Origin of the sequence: Sphingobium sp. TKS (assembly GCF_001563265.1) — a bacterium.
Taxonomy (GTDB): Bacteria; Pseudomonadota; Alphaproteobacteria; order Sphingomonadales; family Sphingomonadaceae; genus Sphingobium.
Window position 1 is genome coordinate 575,473 of the sequence record NZ_CP005084.1, and the last position, 14,067, is coordinate 589,539.

Annotated in this window: 12 protein-coding genes; 6 read left to right on the plus strand and 6 right to left on the minus strand. The window is 63.0% G+C overall.

Annotation, left to right across the window (positions count from 1 at the left end; genetic code table 11):
- Nucleotides 1-20: 20 nt before the first annotated feature.
- On the minus strand, nt 21-683 hold the full coding sequence (locus K426_RS23385) for an SDR family oxidoreductase (protein ID WP_443018229.1): 663 nt from the start codon (nt 681-683) through the stop codon (nt 21-23).
- 302 nt (nt 684-985) lie between these two features.
- Here K426_RS23385 and K426_RS23390 point away from each other — a divergent pair, with 302 nt between their 5' ends.
- Nucleotides 986-2,200: an amidohydrolase family protein gene (locus tag K426_RS23390; RefSeq protein ID WP_066562873.1), complete on the plus strand. Its 1,215-nt coding sequence runs from the start codon at nt 986-988 to the stop codon at nt 2,198-2,200.
- A gap of 82 nt (nt 2,201-2,282) precedes the next feature.
- Nucleotides 2,283-3,425 carry an NADH:flavin oxidoreductase gene (locus tag K426_RS23395; protein WP_066562874.1) on the plus strand — a complete coding sequence of 381 codons (1,143 nt, stop codon included), beginning with the start codon at nt 2,283-2,285 and terminating at the stop codon, nt 3,423-3,425.
- 16 nt (nt 3,426-3,441) lie between these two features.
- Here K426_RS23395 and K426_RS23400 read toward each other — a convergent pair whose 3' ends face one another.
- The 3 genes from K426_RS23400 to K426_RS23410 are packed head-to-tail and all read right to left on the minus strand — an operon-like array spanning nt 3,442 to nt 6,479.
- Nucleotides 3,442-5,163 carry a tannase/feruloyl esterase family alpha/beta hydrolase gene (locus tag K426_RS23400; protein ID WP_158511778.1) on the minus strand — a complete coding sequence of 574 codons (1,722 nt, stop codon included), beginning with the start codon at nt 5,161-5,163 and terminating at the stop codon, nt 3,442-3,444.
- A 49-nt stretch (nt 5,164-5,212) separates the two neighbouring features.
- The gene (locus tag K426_RS23405; protein ID WP_066562880.1) at nt 5,213-5,662 is read right to left on the minus strand and encodes a nuclear transport factor 2 family protein; all 450 of its coding nucleotides are present in this window, start codon (nt 5,660-5,662) and stop codon (nt 5,213-5,215) included.
- 31 nt (nt 5,663-5,693) lie between these two features.
- Nucleotides 5,694-6,479, minus strand: coding sequence for an enoyl-CoA hydratase/isomerase family protein (locus K426_RS23410; protein WP_066562881.1), 786 nt, complete (start codon nt 6,477-6,479; stop codon nt 5,694-5,696).
- Between the two features lie 294 nt (nt 6,480-6,773).
- Here K426_RS23410 and K426_RS23415 point away from each other — a divergent pair, with 294 nt between their 5' ends.
- The 4 genes from K426_RS23415 (at nt 6,774) to K426_RS23430 (ending at nt 11,436) form a co-directional block, all read left to right on the plus strand.
- Nucleotides 6,774-8,204: an aldehyde dehydrogenase family protein gene (locus K426_RS23415; protein ID WP_066562882.1), complete on the plus strand. Its 1,431-nt coding sequence runs from the start codon at nt 6,774-6,776 to the stop codon at nt 8,202-8,204.
- 57 nt (nt 8,205-8,261) lie between these two features.
- A complete protein-coding gene (locus K426_RS23420) occupies nt 8,262-9,047 on the plus strand; it encodes an enoyl-CoA hydratase/isomerase family protein (protein WP_066562884.1) in 786 nt (261 codons plus the stop codon).
- 20 nt (nt 9,048-9,067) lie between these two features.
- Nucleotides 9,068-9,856: an SDR family NAD(P)-dependent oxidoreductase gene (locus K426_RS23425; RefSeq protein ID WP_066562886.1), complete on the plus strand. Its 789-nt coding sequence runs from the start codon at nt 9,068-9,070 to the stop codon at nt 9,854-9,856.
- A 230-nt stretch (nt 9,857-10,086) separates the two neighbouring features.
- Nucleotides 10,087-11,436, plus strand: a complete 1,350-nt coding sequence (locus tag K426_RS23430) for an IS1380-like element ISSp1 family transposase (protein ID WP_013039775.1) — start codon at nt 10,087-10,089, stop codon at nt 11,434-11,436.
- 168 nt (nt 11,437-11,604) lie between these two features.
- On the opposite strand, the gene K426_RS23435 is transcribed toward K426_RS23430, so the two are convergent.
- Both K426_RS23435 and K426_RS23440 read right to left on the minus strand, forming a co-directional pair.
- Nucleotides 11,605-12,687 (minus strand): IS630 family transposase, encoded by a 1,083-nt coding sequence (locus tag K426_RS23435; protein ID WP_066562888.1) that lies wholly within the window; start codon nt 12,685-12,687, stop codon nt 11,605-11,607.
- Nucleotides 12,688-12,872: 185 nt separating this feature from the next.
- Nucleotides 12,873-14,066 carry an acetyl-CoA C-acetyltransferase gene (locus K426_RS23440; RefSeq protein WP_066562890.1) on the minus strand — a complete coding sequence of 398 codons (1,194 nt, stop codon included), beginning with the start codon at nt 14,064-14,066 and terminating at the stop codon, nt 12,873-12,875.
- Nucleotide 14,067: the final 1 nt, after the last annotated feature.

The following is a 14,067-nucleotide window of genomic DNA, read 5'->3' on the forward strand; positions in this document are numbered from 1 at the left end:
GCGGACGGCGCCGCACCGCTTCAGCTGCGGCCGGTCACCGGGATGCATGCGCCCGTGATCGCCCGGGCCGCATCCGAAATGAGGAAGGCCACGACGTCCGCCAGCGCATCGGGCGCGACCCAGCGATCGAAGTCGGCGTCGGGCATGTCGGCGCGATTGACGGGCGTGTCGATGATCGACGGCATCACCGCGTTCACGCGAACGCCGCGATCCATTTCCTCCGCCGCAAGGCTCTCCGTCAGCCGCATGACGCCGGCCTTGCTCGCCGCATAAGCCCCCATTCCCGACGCGGCCCGGATGGCGGCCTGCGCCGCCACGTTGACGATCACGCCGCCACCCGACCGCAGAGCAGGCAGGATCGCGCGAATCGCGTTGACCGCGGACCGAAGGTTCATCCGGTAGAGCAGGTCCCAGCTGTCGACCGATCCATCACCGACCGTTTCCCAGCGAAACCCGCCGGCAAGGTTCACCAGCCCCGTCACCCTGCCCGAGCTGGTAAGGGTCGTGAACGCCGCAGTCGTTGCCGCCACATCGTTCAGGTCTATGCCGGTCAGCGACGTCGCCTGCCCTACATCTGGCACGGTCCCGGCAAGGTCGACCGCAGCCACTTCGTGGCCCTCAGCCGCGAGTTTGCGCAGCACGCTTTGACCCAGATGGCCTGCAGCCCCTGTTACGATGATCATGAACATTATCCTCCCTGCGAGCGGCGGCGATGCGCGCCGATTTTCCCACGGTCCGCGCAGGCTTGATAGCGTGGCGGATCGGCATATTAAGATATCTGTTTATCGCCAACATCTGCTTCCCGCAAGCGATGCGGTGCAACCTTTATACTTTGCTTCCGGCCTTATTGGCATGGTATTTTCCATTTTTAGGATGGGCGGTCGGCCGCCGGAACTGCGACCGACGCATTGTGTCGCTACCCGGCTTGTCTAGGGCCGAAAAACCATGTAGAGATACCTCTATTGTAATTTGGAGAGGTAAGAGGATGACGGATCTGAGTCGGATGCCGATTTTCGACATTGACACGCATTATGCGGAGCCTGCGGATCTGTGGACGTCGCGGGCGCCAAGTAAATATCGGGACCGCGTGCTGCACGTGCGGGAGAATGAGCAGGAGAACCAGGCCTGGTTTCTGGGCAATCACGAGGTCGGGATGATCGGCCCTGCGGTGATTCGGCCGGACATGAGCAAGGAGCTGGCGACCTATACACTGCCGCGCTTTTCGGAGATGTCCCGTTCGGCCACATATGCGGCGGAGCGGCTGGCGTTCATGGACAGCGTGGGCGTGGGCACGCAGATCCTCTATCCCAACATCATCGGCTTTGGCGCCCAGCGCCTGATGCAGGTGAGCGACGACATCGAACTGCGGCACTGGCACGTCACGGCCTATAATGACGCGCTGGTCGATCTGCAGCGCGAGGGCGAAGGGCGGCTCCTGCCGCAGGCGGCCCTGCCGCTGTGGGATATCGACGCCTCGGTGAAGGAGCTGGAGCGCATCCGCAAAATGGGGCTGACCGGGGTCGCCATGTCCGACAAGCCGGGCGACTTTGGCCAGGCGCTGCTCGCCTCGGACGAATGGGACCCCCTGTTCGCCGCCTGCCAGGATCTGGGCCTGCCGATCAATTTCCATATCGGTTCGGGCGAATCCTTCGACGGCGACAAGGAGAAATGGTGGCTGCCCGACCGCACCTCGCGCCTGCCCGACCGCTCGCTCAACGGCCCGCTGGCGACCTTCACCGCCGTCTCAGGCTTCATGCAGATCGCGGTCGACGTGATGAACCTCATCCTCACTGGCGTGCTGGAGAAATTCCCCAGGCTCAACTTCGTCGTCGTCGAAAGCGGCGCCGGGTGGCTGCCCTTCCTCATCCAGGGCATCGAGCATAATTTCAAGGAAATGCTCTCGCCGGCACAACGCGCCCGCTTCAAGCGCGAGCCCAAGGAAATGTTCATGGACCAGATCTACACCTCATACTGGTTCGAGAACGCCAATTGCGTCGACAGCTTCATCCGCGAATTCGGCGACAACAATTTGATGTTCGAAACCGACTTCCCGCACCCCTCCTCGCTCTATCCCGCCGTCCGCGAAAAGGCCGAGGAAACGCTGGGACACCACCCCGTCGAAACACAGCGCAAAATCCTCTACCAAAATGCCGAACGCGTCTACGGCATCAAGGTTGGTACCCCCAACTCCTCACATTGACCGCCCATCCAAATGGGACCGCTTGAACCAGCGGTCCCATTTGGCCGGTCTTTACGACAAGATATTATGAGAGAAGCCTGAGATGAACCAACCAGTGGGCCATTCGCCCGCACCCTTGTTCGAGCCGGTACGGATCAATGGTCTGACTCTGGCCAATCGGATCGTCATGGCCCCCATGACTCGCCGGAAAAGCCCCGGCGGCATCCCCGGCGCCGACGTTGCCGCCTATTACAGGCGTCGAGCCGAGGGCGAAGTCGGTCTCATCGTTACCGAGGGCACCTGGATTCCGCATGTGACCGCCGGCAATGGCGTTGACGCTCCGAATTTCTATGGGGAAGCAGCGCTCGCGGGTTGGCAGGGCGTGCTGGACGAGGTCCATGGCGCGGGCGGCAAGATCGTTCCGCAACTGTGGCACGTAGGTCAGACGCACCTGCCGAGCGAAGAGGCGCTCTATCAGCATCCGGCTGCCTATGATGAGCGTCTGGCCGGGCCTTCGGGAATGGTGGGCGTGATCGGCCACATGCCGAAGAAGCTCGCCAAGCCCGCCGGCAAGAAGACGATCGACGAGATCATCGATGCCTATGCAACCGCCGCGCAGACCGCGTTCAGCATGGGCTTCGACGGCATCGAACTCCACGGGGCGCACGGCTATATCTTCGACCAGTTCAATTGGTCGGTGACGAACCTGCGGACCGATGAATATGGCGGCGACATCGGCAAGCGCGCTCGCTTCGCATGCGACGCGGTGCGTGAAATCCGGCGCCGGACCAGTCCCGATTTTCCGATCATCATGCGCATCTCCCAGTGGAAGATTCATGACTATCAGGCCAGGCTGGCCGAAACGCCCCAGGATCTTGGCGCGCTGCTCGAGCCGATGGCCGAGGCCGGCGTCGACGCCTTCCACTGCTCGCAGCGGCGGTTCTGGGAAACCGAGTTCGATTCACATCTGAACCTGGCGGGCTGGGCCAAGAAATTGACGGGCAAGCCGAGCATTTCTGTCGGTTCGGTCAGTCTCGAAGTCGATTTCCTCACCACGCATGCCGGCAAGGAGAGCGGCGTGGCCAGCATCGAGCGCCTGATCGAGATGATCGAACGCGGCGACTTCGACATGATCGCGGTCGGCCGCGCGCTGCTGGTCGATCCGAACTGGGCGCACAAGGTCCGGCTCGGTCAGCTGGACGCGATCCTGCCCTATGAACCGGGTGCGATGAATGAATTGACCTGAGCGGCGCCGCCGCCGCTCATTCGTCAGACAGGCCTGCGGCGCGGCCGGACGAACCGACCTTCAAGGCTCGGCGGTCGTTCGCGTCGCAGCGCCAGTTCTCCGCCTTGTCGACGTCACCCGCCCCGATGTAGCGAGCCATCGCCGGATAGGGACAAACGGGCATGGTCCGCCTGACGGGCTTCATCGGATCATCATCCGCATATTTGGTCGCGATTATCTGCTGGGGCGCGATACCCCGTTCCACCCAATCTTCCAGAACCGGCATGGGATCGAAGCTGTTGGGGCCTGCTCCGCCCATGCAATGCTGCATGTCAGGCACCATGAACAGGCGCGCGTTGCGCATCGCCGCCTGCGTTCCGCCAGCCGATCGGTGCATCCGGCGATAGGTCCGGATCGTGGCATAGGGATTCAGCACATGGTCGCTATAGCCATGATAGATCAGCAATTTGCGATCCTTGGCAAAGAATTTCGCCATATTGTCCGGCGCCACTACACCGGCTGTCCATCGTTCAATCGACAGCCGCCTCGCCTTCGCGGTGACGAGGCCTTTTCGGGTGAGCACCTCGGACCCCAGCACGTCCATATCCGGTCGCCGGAAAGTCATGTTGGCGACAGAGCCATAGCCCACGATCCAGCCAAGCGGCCCTTTCATCAGACTGCCCCAGGGCTGGCCCGAGGCCGTACGCGGCGGCATGTCGGAAGCCGAGACTCTCAGCCCCATCATGCTGGGTGCGCCGGGATAGACGTTGCCGCGATAGCCAAGCCCGCCCAGAGGTTCACCATAGGCCAGGAAGCGCCCCTCCCCGTCACGCTGGACCGAGAGATAGGATTGGAGGGTTCTCGCCTGGTCAGCGCTGAGAATCCGCCGGGCCACAAGCGTATCGACGTCGAAATTGCAGGCGGCCGGATTCTGGACGAGACCATCGGCCACGCCGTCTGCGGCGTCGCACTGGCGCGTCACTTCTGCGTCAATCTCGGGCAATCTTTCGAGCGGGATGGGCGATCGCAAGAGGAGGTTTACGGTCGCGACCGCCGATACGCCGCGCAGCGGGTCGGTCGATGGGTTGCCCGCGATGAAGCCGTCATAATCCTCCGGATGGCGTTCCGCCTCGATCAGCGCTTCGCGGCCTCCGCCGGAACAGCCTGCGAAATAGGCCCGGTCGATCGCCTTTCCATAATAGCGGGCTATCAGCGGCCGCACGGCAGCATTGACGGCCGATCTGGCGCGATAGAAATAGTCGGCCAGCGCGGCTTCGGCCGGCTTGCCGTCGGCGTCCACCGCCCAACTGGTGTCGAATGGCGGCAGCAGCGCCTCGGGACTGCCGACATGCCCTGAGTCCGTGCCGATGATGGCATAGCCGCGGCCCAGTTGGCGCTCGTCCAACGGCGGCAAAAACCCATCAAAGCCCCCTCCGCCCTGGAACAGCAGCTTGCCGGTCCAGTCGTCCGGCAGGTTGAGCATGAAGGCGGCCCTGCCAGGAGGGGCGTGACCACCGGACGTTGTGACGTCTCCTTCGACGCGGCAATATTCTTTTCCCGCAGCTGTCCGCACGCGGCGCGCAGATGCGATCGAGAGGTTCGGAGCTGCGAACGCTGAAGCGGCACAACCTTCAGGACGAACCGGTTGGTCTGGAGGAGAGGCGGCGGGTGTCGCCGCATGATAGCCAGCGGCGGTCGCGACCGCGCCCATGCCAAGCGCGACCAGATAGCGCGAAACACGGTTCGACCGTCGTTTCATGATCTTTCCTCTCATTCGAAGCCGCGTCCGGACGTCTGACGGTCGCGGGTCAGCGATATGGCGTGATGGTCAAACAGGTCCGTTCCAGACGGGTCTCGGCTATCAGCCAGCGACCGCCCTGCCGCAGATATCGATCATGATAATGGCCGAAACCGTGGAGCGAACGATCGGGCCACTCGATCTGGTCTTCCATAGCCCAGATGCCCCGCGCCTCGTCGGCCGAAAGCAGCATGATCTGGGGGTTCAAGCCCAAATGCATGGAAGTCGCGTCGGCCAGTCCCCTGCGGATCCAGTCAATGATGGCATAGGGGCCGCTAACGCTGGGCGGCCGCCCGGTATCGGCGGTGCCGGCCGGATGGAGCGAGGCGTCGGGCGTAAACAGGGTTGCGAGGATATCCCAGTCCTTGGTGTCAACACACTGCAGATAGCGCGCCTTGAGCATCCGGATCTCGTCCAGCGCCGCCCCATCATCCTGTTTCATCGGCGGTTTGTCGCTCATCGTCCGAATGCCGTTCCTTTGCGACCGCCGGTCAGACGGTCCACACCGGAGAACGTTTCTCGGCAAAGGCCTTGGGCCCCTCCAGCGCATCGGGATGAGCGCGGTGGCGGATCAGAATGTCAAAGCCGTTCTCATAGGCTTGCGCCAACGGCATTTCCAACGAGTCCCAGATTGCCTTCAGCGATTTCTGGACCGCGGCGGGTGAAACGGCGGCCACAATTCTTGCCAATTCCATCGCCCGCGGCATCAACTGATCGGCTGGGACTACCTCGGACACCATGCTCGTGGCGAGCGCCTGTTGGGCGTTCAACCGTTCGGCCTTGCCCAAGATCGCCAGGCGCAACACGGCCGAAAGCGGCATGCGGCGCATCAGGCCGATGGGTTCCAGGGCGGTGACCTGCCCGACATCGACATGGGTATCGACGAAACTGGCCGCCTCGCTTGCGATCACGATGTCGCTGTCAGCGATGAAATGCAATCCGGCCCCGGCGCAAACGCCGTTCACCGCGCAAATCGTCGGTTTGAAGATGCCAGCCTGCCGGTTGGTGAACTTCGGCACGACGAAAGTCGATGGATCGGGCGGCGCTTCGGCGCTGTCGCGCAGGCCGCCCATGTCGGCCCCCGAACAGAAACCGCGCCCGGCACCGGTTATGATGATGACGCGGACGTCGGGGGCCTCTCCAGCGGCGTGTAGTTCAGCCTCCAGAGCATGCTGCATATCGCGATTGAGCGCATTGAGCCTGTCCGGCCGGTTGAGCGTGAGTTTGAGAATGGAGCCTTCGCGCTCCACCAGCAAAGCATCGGTCGAATCGGCCATCCTGCACTCCGGTTCACATCTGTCGGGCTAGCGGCATGCGTTGCCAGCCCCCTTGCCTTATTGATCATAATCTCTTCCGGATCAATAATAAAGATATCGCTTTTTGCATCTCTCTTTCGCCGCCATATCGAAATTCGGCAATTTTCTTCGCACACGTGTGGACAGCCAGGTCAATTTTGATCTGTAGCAGCCAATTAAGATTACTCTATTGCACTATTTGGCGCATGACTTTAAGACGAGACGAAGGTCTGGACAGCATCCAGCATGTTTCGAGTGGCAGGAGGCCAAAAGCACATGTCGAACGCCATGAAATTCTATATCGGCGGCCGTTGGATTGGCCCCCAGGCAGACAGTCGCACCGTCCCGGTCGTCAATCCGGCGACGGGGGAAGCCGTCGAAGAACTGGTCCTTGGCAGCGAGGCGGATGTCGATCTGGCCGTGTCTGCGGCGCGCAAGGCATTTGCATCCTATTCGGTGACGCCGGTGGCGGAGCGCATCGCCCTCATCGAGCGCATCCTGGCAATCTACAACCGCCGTGCCGCCGATCTCGCTGCTGCGGTCAGGCGGGAAATGGGCGCGCCGGACTGGCTTGCCGCCGGTGCGCAAGTCCCCTCGGGAGCGGCTCATCTCGCCGAAGTGATACGATATGGCCGCAATTTCGCCTTCGAGGAACGCATCCACGAAGGCGGGATGGTCCTGAAGGAGCCGATCGGCGTCTGCGGCCTCATCACGCCCTGGAACTGGCCGCTCAATCAGGTGACCTGCAAGATCGGGCCGGCGCTGCTGGCCGGTTGCACCATGATCCTCAAGCCCTCCCAACTCGCGCCGTTGAGCGCCCTCATCCTAGCGGAAATCATCGATGAAGCGGGGGCGCCGCCGGGTGTGTTCAACCTGGTGAATGGCGATGGGCGACGGGTCGGCGACCATATGGCGCGCCATCCCGACATCGACATGATCTCCTTCACCGGCTCCACGGCGGGAGGCGTCGCCGTTGCGGAAGCCGCGGCCGGCACGATCAAGCGCGTCGCCCAGGAACTGGGCGGCAAGTCGCCGAACATCATCCTCGACGATGCGGATCTCGCCAAATCGGTTCGCAACGGCGTCATCCAGTTGATGGTCAACTCCGGCCAGAGCTGCAATTCGCCCTCACGCCTGCTTGTCCCCCGCGCACTGCACGACCAAGCGCGCGAAATTGCCGTTGCGACGGCCAACGCGATCAAGGTGATGACGCCGGAGGACGCCGAGCGCGGCGCAATGGGTCCGCTCGCCAACGCGTCTCATTTCCACAAGGTCGCTGAACTCATCGAGGCCGGAGTGGCGGAGGGATGCGATCTGGCGGCGGGCGGCGGACGGCCGGAGGGGCTTGAAATGGGCTTCTACCTTCGACCGACCATTTTCGCCAATATGGACAATGATGCCCTGCTGTCGCGGGAGGAAATCTTCGGCCCGGTCCTCGTCATGATTCCCTTTGACGATGATGACGACGCCGTCCGCATCGCCAACGATACGCCCTACGGACTGGCCGCCTATGTCCAGTCGGGCGATCTCGACAGGGCAAAGGCCGTCGCCCGGCGCCTGCGCGCCGGATCGGTGTCCCTGTGCGGCGCGCCCGCCGATTTTTCCCTGCCTTTCGGCGGCTACAAACGATCGGGCAATGGCCGCGAATGGGGCATTTTCGGGGTCGAGGATTATCTCGAGGTGAAGGGCGTCGCCGGCTGGAAATAACCGCCGCTCGGCGCGCCGTCTGGTTTCCCATTTATATTTATCGAAGAGGATGGAATTTTGCAGGACATCGAAACCGAGATCAAGGACGGCATCTGCTGGATCTGGCTCAATCGTCCGGAAGTAAGCAACGCCGCGCGCGTCCAGACGGTGCGCGAGATGTGCGGGGTGCTGGACGCCGCAGAGGCGAATCCGGAGGTGCGGGCACTGGTGTTGAGCCATCGCCACAATCACTTCCTTGCCGGGGCCGATTTCGGCCTGCTCCAGGAACTCAAAAACTACACGCCCGTCCAGGTTCGCGATGAAATTTACGCGCATTTCCAGGGCGTGGCGAAACGATTGCATCTGTTCAGCAAGCCCACCGTCGCCGCTCTTCGCGGCGCGGCGATCACGGTGGGATGCGAACTGACACTGGCGTGCGACTTCCGTCTGGTCACCGGATCGGCGGTCTTCCATGAAAACTGGCTCCGCATGGGTCTGCTGGCGCCGCTGGGCGGCATGAAGGCGCTGGCCGCCCTCATCGGCTATGGCCGGGCGAAGGAGATGATGCTGTTGAGCAAGCCGGTCGGCGGTGCCGAGGCTGTCGAGATCGGCCTCGCCACACGGCTTCTGGAGGATGATGGCTTCGAAGATTCGGTCCAGGCCTTCGCGCTGGAACTCGCAGCCAAACCCCCTCTGGCTTATGCGGCCGCCAAGGACGGGCTGCGTCGCGGGCTGGAGACGAGCTTCGATGAGGGATGGGCTCTCAATCTGCTCGCGCAGAATGTCCTTATCGGATCCTCCGATTATCGCGAGGGGCTGAGCGCCGCGCTCGAACGGCGCGATCCCACGTTCACCGGCAACTGATCGGACAAGGAATACGCAAGATGCCGAACCCGATCGAGGATTTGTTCTCCCTCAAGGAGAAGGTGGCGCTGGTCACCGGCGGGCGCAAGGGGCTGGGGTTCGAGATCGCGCGGGTTCTGGGTCAGGCCGGCGCCAGGGTTTTCATCAGCGGCCGGTCGTCGAGCGAGGTCGAGGCGCCTGTCCAGACCCTGTGCGGGGAGGGTCTGGACGCCGAGATTTGTCCGTTCAATCTCGGGGACCCGGCTGAGGCCGACCGGGCGGTCGCGTTCATCCTTGAACGGGCCGGCGCGTTGCACGTGCTGGTCAACAACATTGGCAAGCGTCACCGCGCCGTCCTTGAGAAAATCGATCACCACATCCTGTCGGACATGCTGAACGTCAATCTGGTCGCCGTCTATGCCGCCTCCAGGGCCGCCATTGCGGCGATGCGGCCCCAGAAATGGGGCAGGATCATCAACCTTTCGACCACATCGGCGATCAGGGGCATCAAGGGCGACCCCGCCTATATCGCCAGCAAAGGTGGCGTGAGCGCGCTGACGCGGGCATTGGCGGCGGAAGCGGGCGCCGACAACATCACCATAAACGACATATTGCCAGGTCCCTTCGCGACCGAAACCAATGCACGCATGGTCCAGGCGGCGGAGGAAGATCCGCGCAAGAATATCGTTGCCCGGCGAGCGCCGCTGGGCCGGTGGGGCCAGCCAAGAGAGATTGCGGGTGCCGCGCTGTTCCTTGCATCGGATGCCGGTGCCTATGTGACCGGACAGATGCTGATCGTCGACGGCGGCATTTCTTCGCAGCTCTATTAGAGCGGTTGAGCGGCGCTGGCCTTCGGCTCCGGACGTCTGGAGCATCGTGCGAAAAAGTGGAAACCGGTTTTCGCGAAAAACGATGCGACAACAAAGAACTAGCCCGCCTTATTCACCAAAAGTGTCCTGAAGGGTTGGCGGGAGTGGCGTAAGCCTCTGATCTGAATTAGGAACTGGGTGTCTAAGCCGAACCTGCCGCAGGGCAGAAAATGCCACGGGCCACACCCGCCATGAACGATGATATCGCAAGCTCATTTGGATTCCCAGCAGTCGGCCGCAAGAAAATCACAGCTGCGTTCGACGGTGGCCGGCTTACCTCGGATGGCGGTGTTCTACTGCTTGCACAGGCCGAGCGCGCGATGGGGATTTGCCAGCGCCTGGCGGCTTGTATTGCCGATCCGCGCGATCCAGCGCGGGTGATCCATCGCCTGGATGACATTCTGCGTGCCCGTGTGTTCGCGATTGCGTGCGGCTATGAGGATGCCGATGATCTCGATGCTCTGCGCGACGATCCAGGCTTCCGCCTGGCGCTCGGCAAGCTGCCGGAATCGGGCGCGGGGCTGGCCAGCCAACCGACGATGAGCCGGTGGGAAAATGCACCGACTACGCGCGAACTGGCCAGCATGATGGCCGCGATGATCGACATCTACTGCGCCAGCTATCCCGCCCCTCCGACAGCGGTCACGCTGGATATCGACGACACGTGCGACGTCGTGCATGGCTATCAACAGCTCTCGTTCTGGAACGGGCATCATGGGGAGCGCTGCTTCCTACCGATCCATATCTACGACACCGCGACCGGCAGGCCGGTGGCCATGCTGCTGCGCACAGGCAAGACGCCTTCTGGAAAGGAGGCGGCGGGGCACATCCGACGCCTGGTGCGTCACCTGCGCCGTAATTGGCCCGATACCCACATCACTATCCGCGGCGACGGGCACTATGGTCGACCCGAGGTCATGGCCTACTGCGATGCGGCCCGCGTCGATTACGTGTTCGGCCTGCCCACCAATTCAGCGCTGCGCGCCGATCCCGCCATTGTTGCGGTCGCCGATGCCTGCGCGGTCAAGCGCGCCCAGCGTCAGTGTCCCGTCCTGCGCAACTATGCCGAGACCCGCTATGGGGCAAAGACCTGGAAGTGCCAGCGTCGCGTCGTTGCACGGATCGAGGCCAGCACGCTGGGCATGGACATCCGCTATGTCGTCACCTCGTTGGCAACAGGATCGGCCGAGCACATCTACGACACGCTCTACTGCGCGCGTGGTCAGGCCGAGAACCTGATCAAGCGCCACAAGTCCCAGCTCGCCAGCGACCGAACCTCGTGCCGCTCGGCCAATGCCAATCAGATGCGCCTGATACTGCACACTGCCGCATACTGGCTGCTATGGCGCATCCAGCAGGCGATGCCCAGGACCGCTGCTCTGGCAAGCGCGGAGTTTACCACCTTGCGCCTGCGGCTGCTCAAGGTCGCTGCGCGCGTCGTAGAAAGTGCTAGCCGCATCCGCATTGCCTTCGCTTCCGCCTGTCCGGATGCCGACCTGTTCCGCGCCCTCGTTCTCCGGCTGAAGCCTGCGCCGACGTAGCCCATGCGGCAGCGCCGCAGAACTCCGAGCCCAGCCCTTCAACCCGAAAAGCCCATCAATCCGAATGCGGTGAAACAAACGCCAGCGATGCCGGTCGTCCGCGCAATACAGCCAGCCGCAGCAAATGCCCAGAGCGGGCCCGAAACCGAGCGTCGTGAATAAGAGAGGCTAGTGGATTGATTCCAACGTTTGGAACCCTCGGTTTCGGGCTGCGATGATGTCGTCGGAATTGGCTTTCCAGATGAAGGGTTTGGGGTTTGCGGCGTTGTATTCGCGGATGAAGCGATTGATGGCGGCCTGGAGATCGACGAGGGAATGGAAGACCCCGTGTTTGAGCCGGCGTCGGGTCAGCTTGGCGAAGAAGCCCTCGACGGCATTGAGCCATGAGCTGGAGGTTGGCGTGAAATGGAAGGTCCAGCGCGGATGGCGGGCGAGCCATTGCTGGACCTTGTCCTTTTTGTGTGTCGCATAGTTGTCGAGGATCACGTGGATCGCTTTGTCCGCCGGCACTTCGCGCTCGATACGGTTGAGGAAACGGATGAACTCCTGATGACGATGGCGCTGCATGTTCTGCCCGATGACCGTTCCGTCCAGCACATTGAGAGCGGCAAACAGCGTGGTCGTGCCGTGCCGCTTGTAATCATGGGTCATGGTGCCTGCGCGGCCCTTCTTCATCGGCAGGCCGGGCTGGGTGCGGTCGAGCGCCTGGATTTGCGACTTCTCATCGACGGACAGCACCACCGCATGAGCCGGCGGATCGACATAGAGGCCGACGATTTCGGTGAGCTTCTCGGCAAACGCCGGGTCGTTCGACAGCTTGAAGCTGCGCCAGCGGTGCGGGCTGAGACCGTGCGCCTTCCAGATCGCCTGCACCGTCGAGGCGGCAACGCCAGCCACCTTCGCCATGGCGCGCAACGTCCAGTGGGTCGCCTCGTGCGGGGGCGGCTCATGCGTCAGGCGGACGATCTCGGCGACATGCGTGGGCGGGATCGGCGCCTTGCCGGGCGGACGGGATTTATCGCGAAGCAGACCCTCGACGCCTTCGTTCATGAAGCGTTCCTGCCATCGCCAGACGCAGGTCTTGGACTTGCCCGTCGCGGCCATGATCGCCGAGGTACCCAGACCATCGCCGCTCAGCAGCACAATACGGGCCCGCCAAACGTGCTTCTGCGGGCTCTGCGGGGCCGCTGTAATGTCGCACAATCGCTGACGGTCGGCGGCGGACAGGGTGAAAGTGATGCCATCGCGCATCCTCTCAGACTCGCACGCCAGCAAGCCGATGGGAATCCCCCATCGGACTCTTTTGTTCCGGTCAATCCACTAGGGCGTGCGACCTGCGTCCGATTTAACGCAGCGCGCTCTAGAAACGGCGTTCGGCAAAACGACCGGCGGGCAATACCAAGGGGAGCTGGAATAGCCCCTCCCCCGGCGCGCCATCAAGCCCGTTCGAAGATCGCGGCCATCCCCTGGCCGCCGCCGACGCACATCGTTTCCAGCCCGTAGCGCGCCCCGCGCCGCTGCATCTCATGCAGCAACGATGTCATGATGCGCATGCCGGTCGCCCCGATGGGATGGCCGAGCGAAATGCCCGATCCATTGACGTTGAGCCGGTCGGGATCGTGCCAGCCCCAGCCTTTCAGCACCGCGAGAACCTGCGCCGCGAAGGCCTCGTTCAGTTCGACGAGCCCCATATCATCCCATCCGAGTCCGGTCCTCTGGAACAGGCGCTGGACCGCGGGGACGGGACCGATGCCCATCCGTGCCGGATCGCAACCGGCCGCCGACCATCCGACGAGGAAGCCCATCGGTTCCAGACCCAACTGCGCCAAACGATCCTCGGCAACCACCAGACAGGCCGATGCGGCATCATTCTGCTGGCTGGAATTGCCTGCGGTCGAAACGCCGCCCTTCATCATCGGCCGCAGGGAGCTGAGCGTTTCCAGCGTCGTATCCGCCCGGATGCCTTCGTCGCGATCAACGATGACGGCGCCGCCGCGTTGCGGCACGGGAACGGCAACCATTTCCTTTGCAAACCAGCCATTCGCCGTCGCCACCGCCGCGCGCCGATGGCTTTGCGCCGCAAGGGCGTCGCAGTCTTCGCGCACGATATGGTAATCCCGCGCCAGATTTTCCGCCGTCTCGATCATGCCGGAAATGACGCCGAACCGTTCCACAGGTTGGGACCGTTCCCGTCCGCGCTCCAATCGGTCGTGGAACTTCACCGAACCGGCCCGCGCCCCCGCGCGCATGTCGGTAGAATAATATTCGATGTTGCTCATGCTCTCGACACCGCCCGCGATCGCCACATCGACGGCGCCGGTCTGCACCATCATGGCCGCGGTCGTGAGCGCCTGAAGACCGCCCGCGCAGCGGCGATCGATCTGGAGACCGGGAACCTCGATCGGCAATCCCGCCGCCAGCCCCGCCCATCGGCCGACACAGGGCGTTTCGCCATTGGCGTAGCTCTGCGCGAAGACGACGTCCTCGATCAAGGCCGGGTCGATGCGACTTCGCTCGACCACCGCTTCGATCACAAGCTTGCCAAGCTCACCTACGGACACGCTGCGCAAAGCGCCGAGAAATTTGCCGATCGGCGTTCGGACGGGGGCGACGATGGCAGCGCGTCTCATG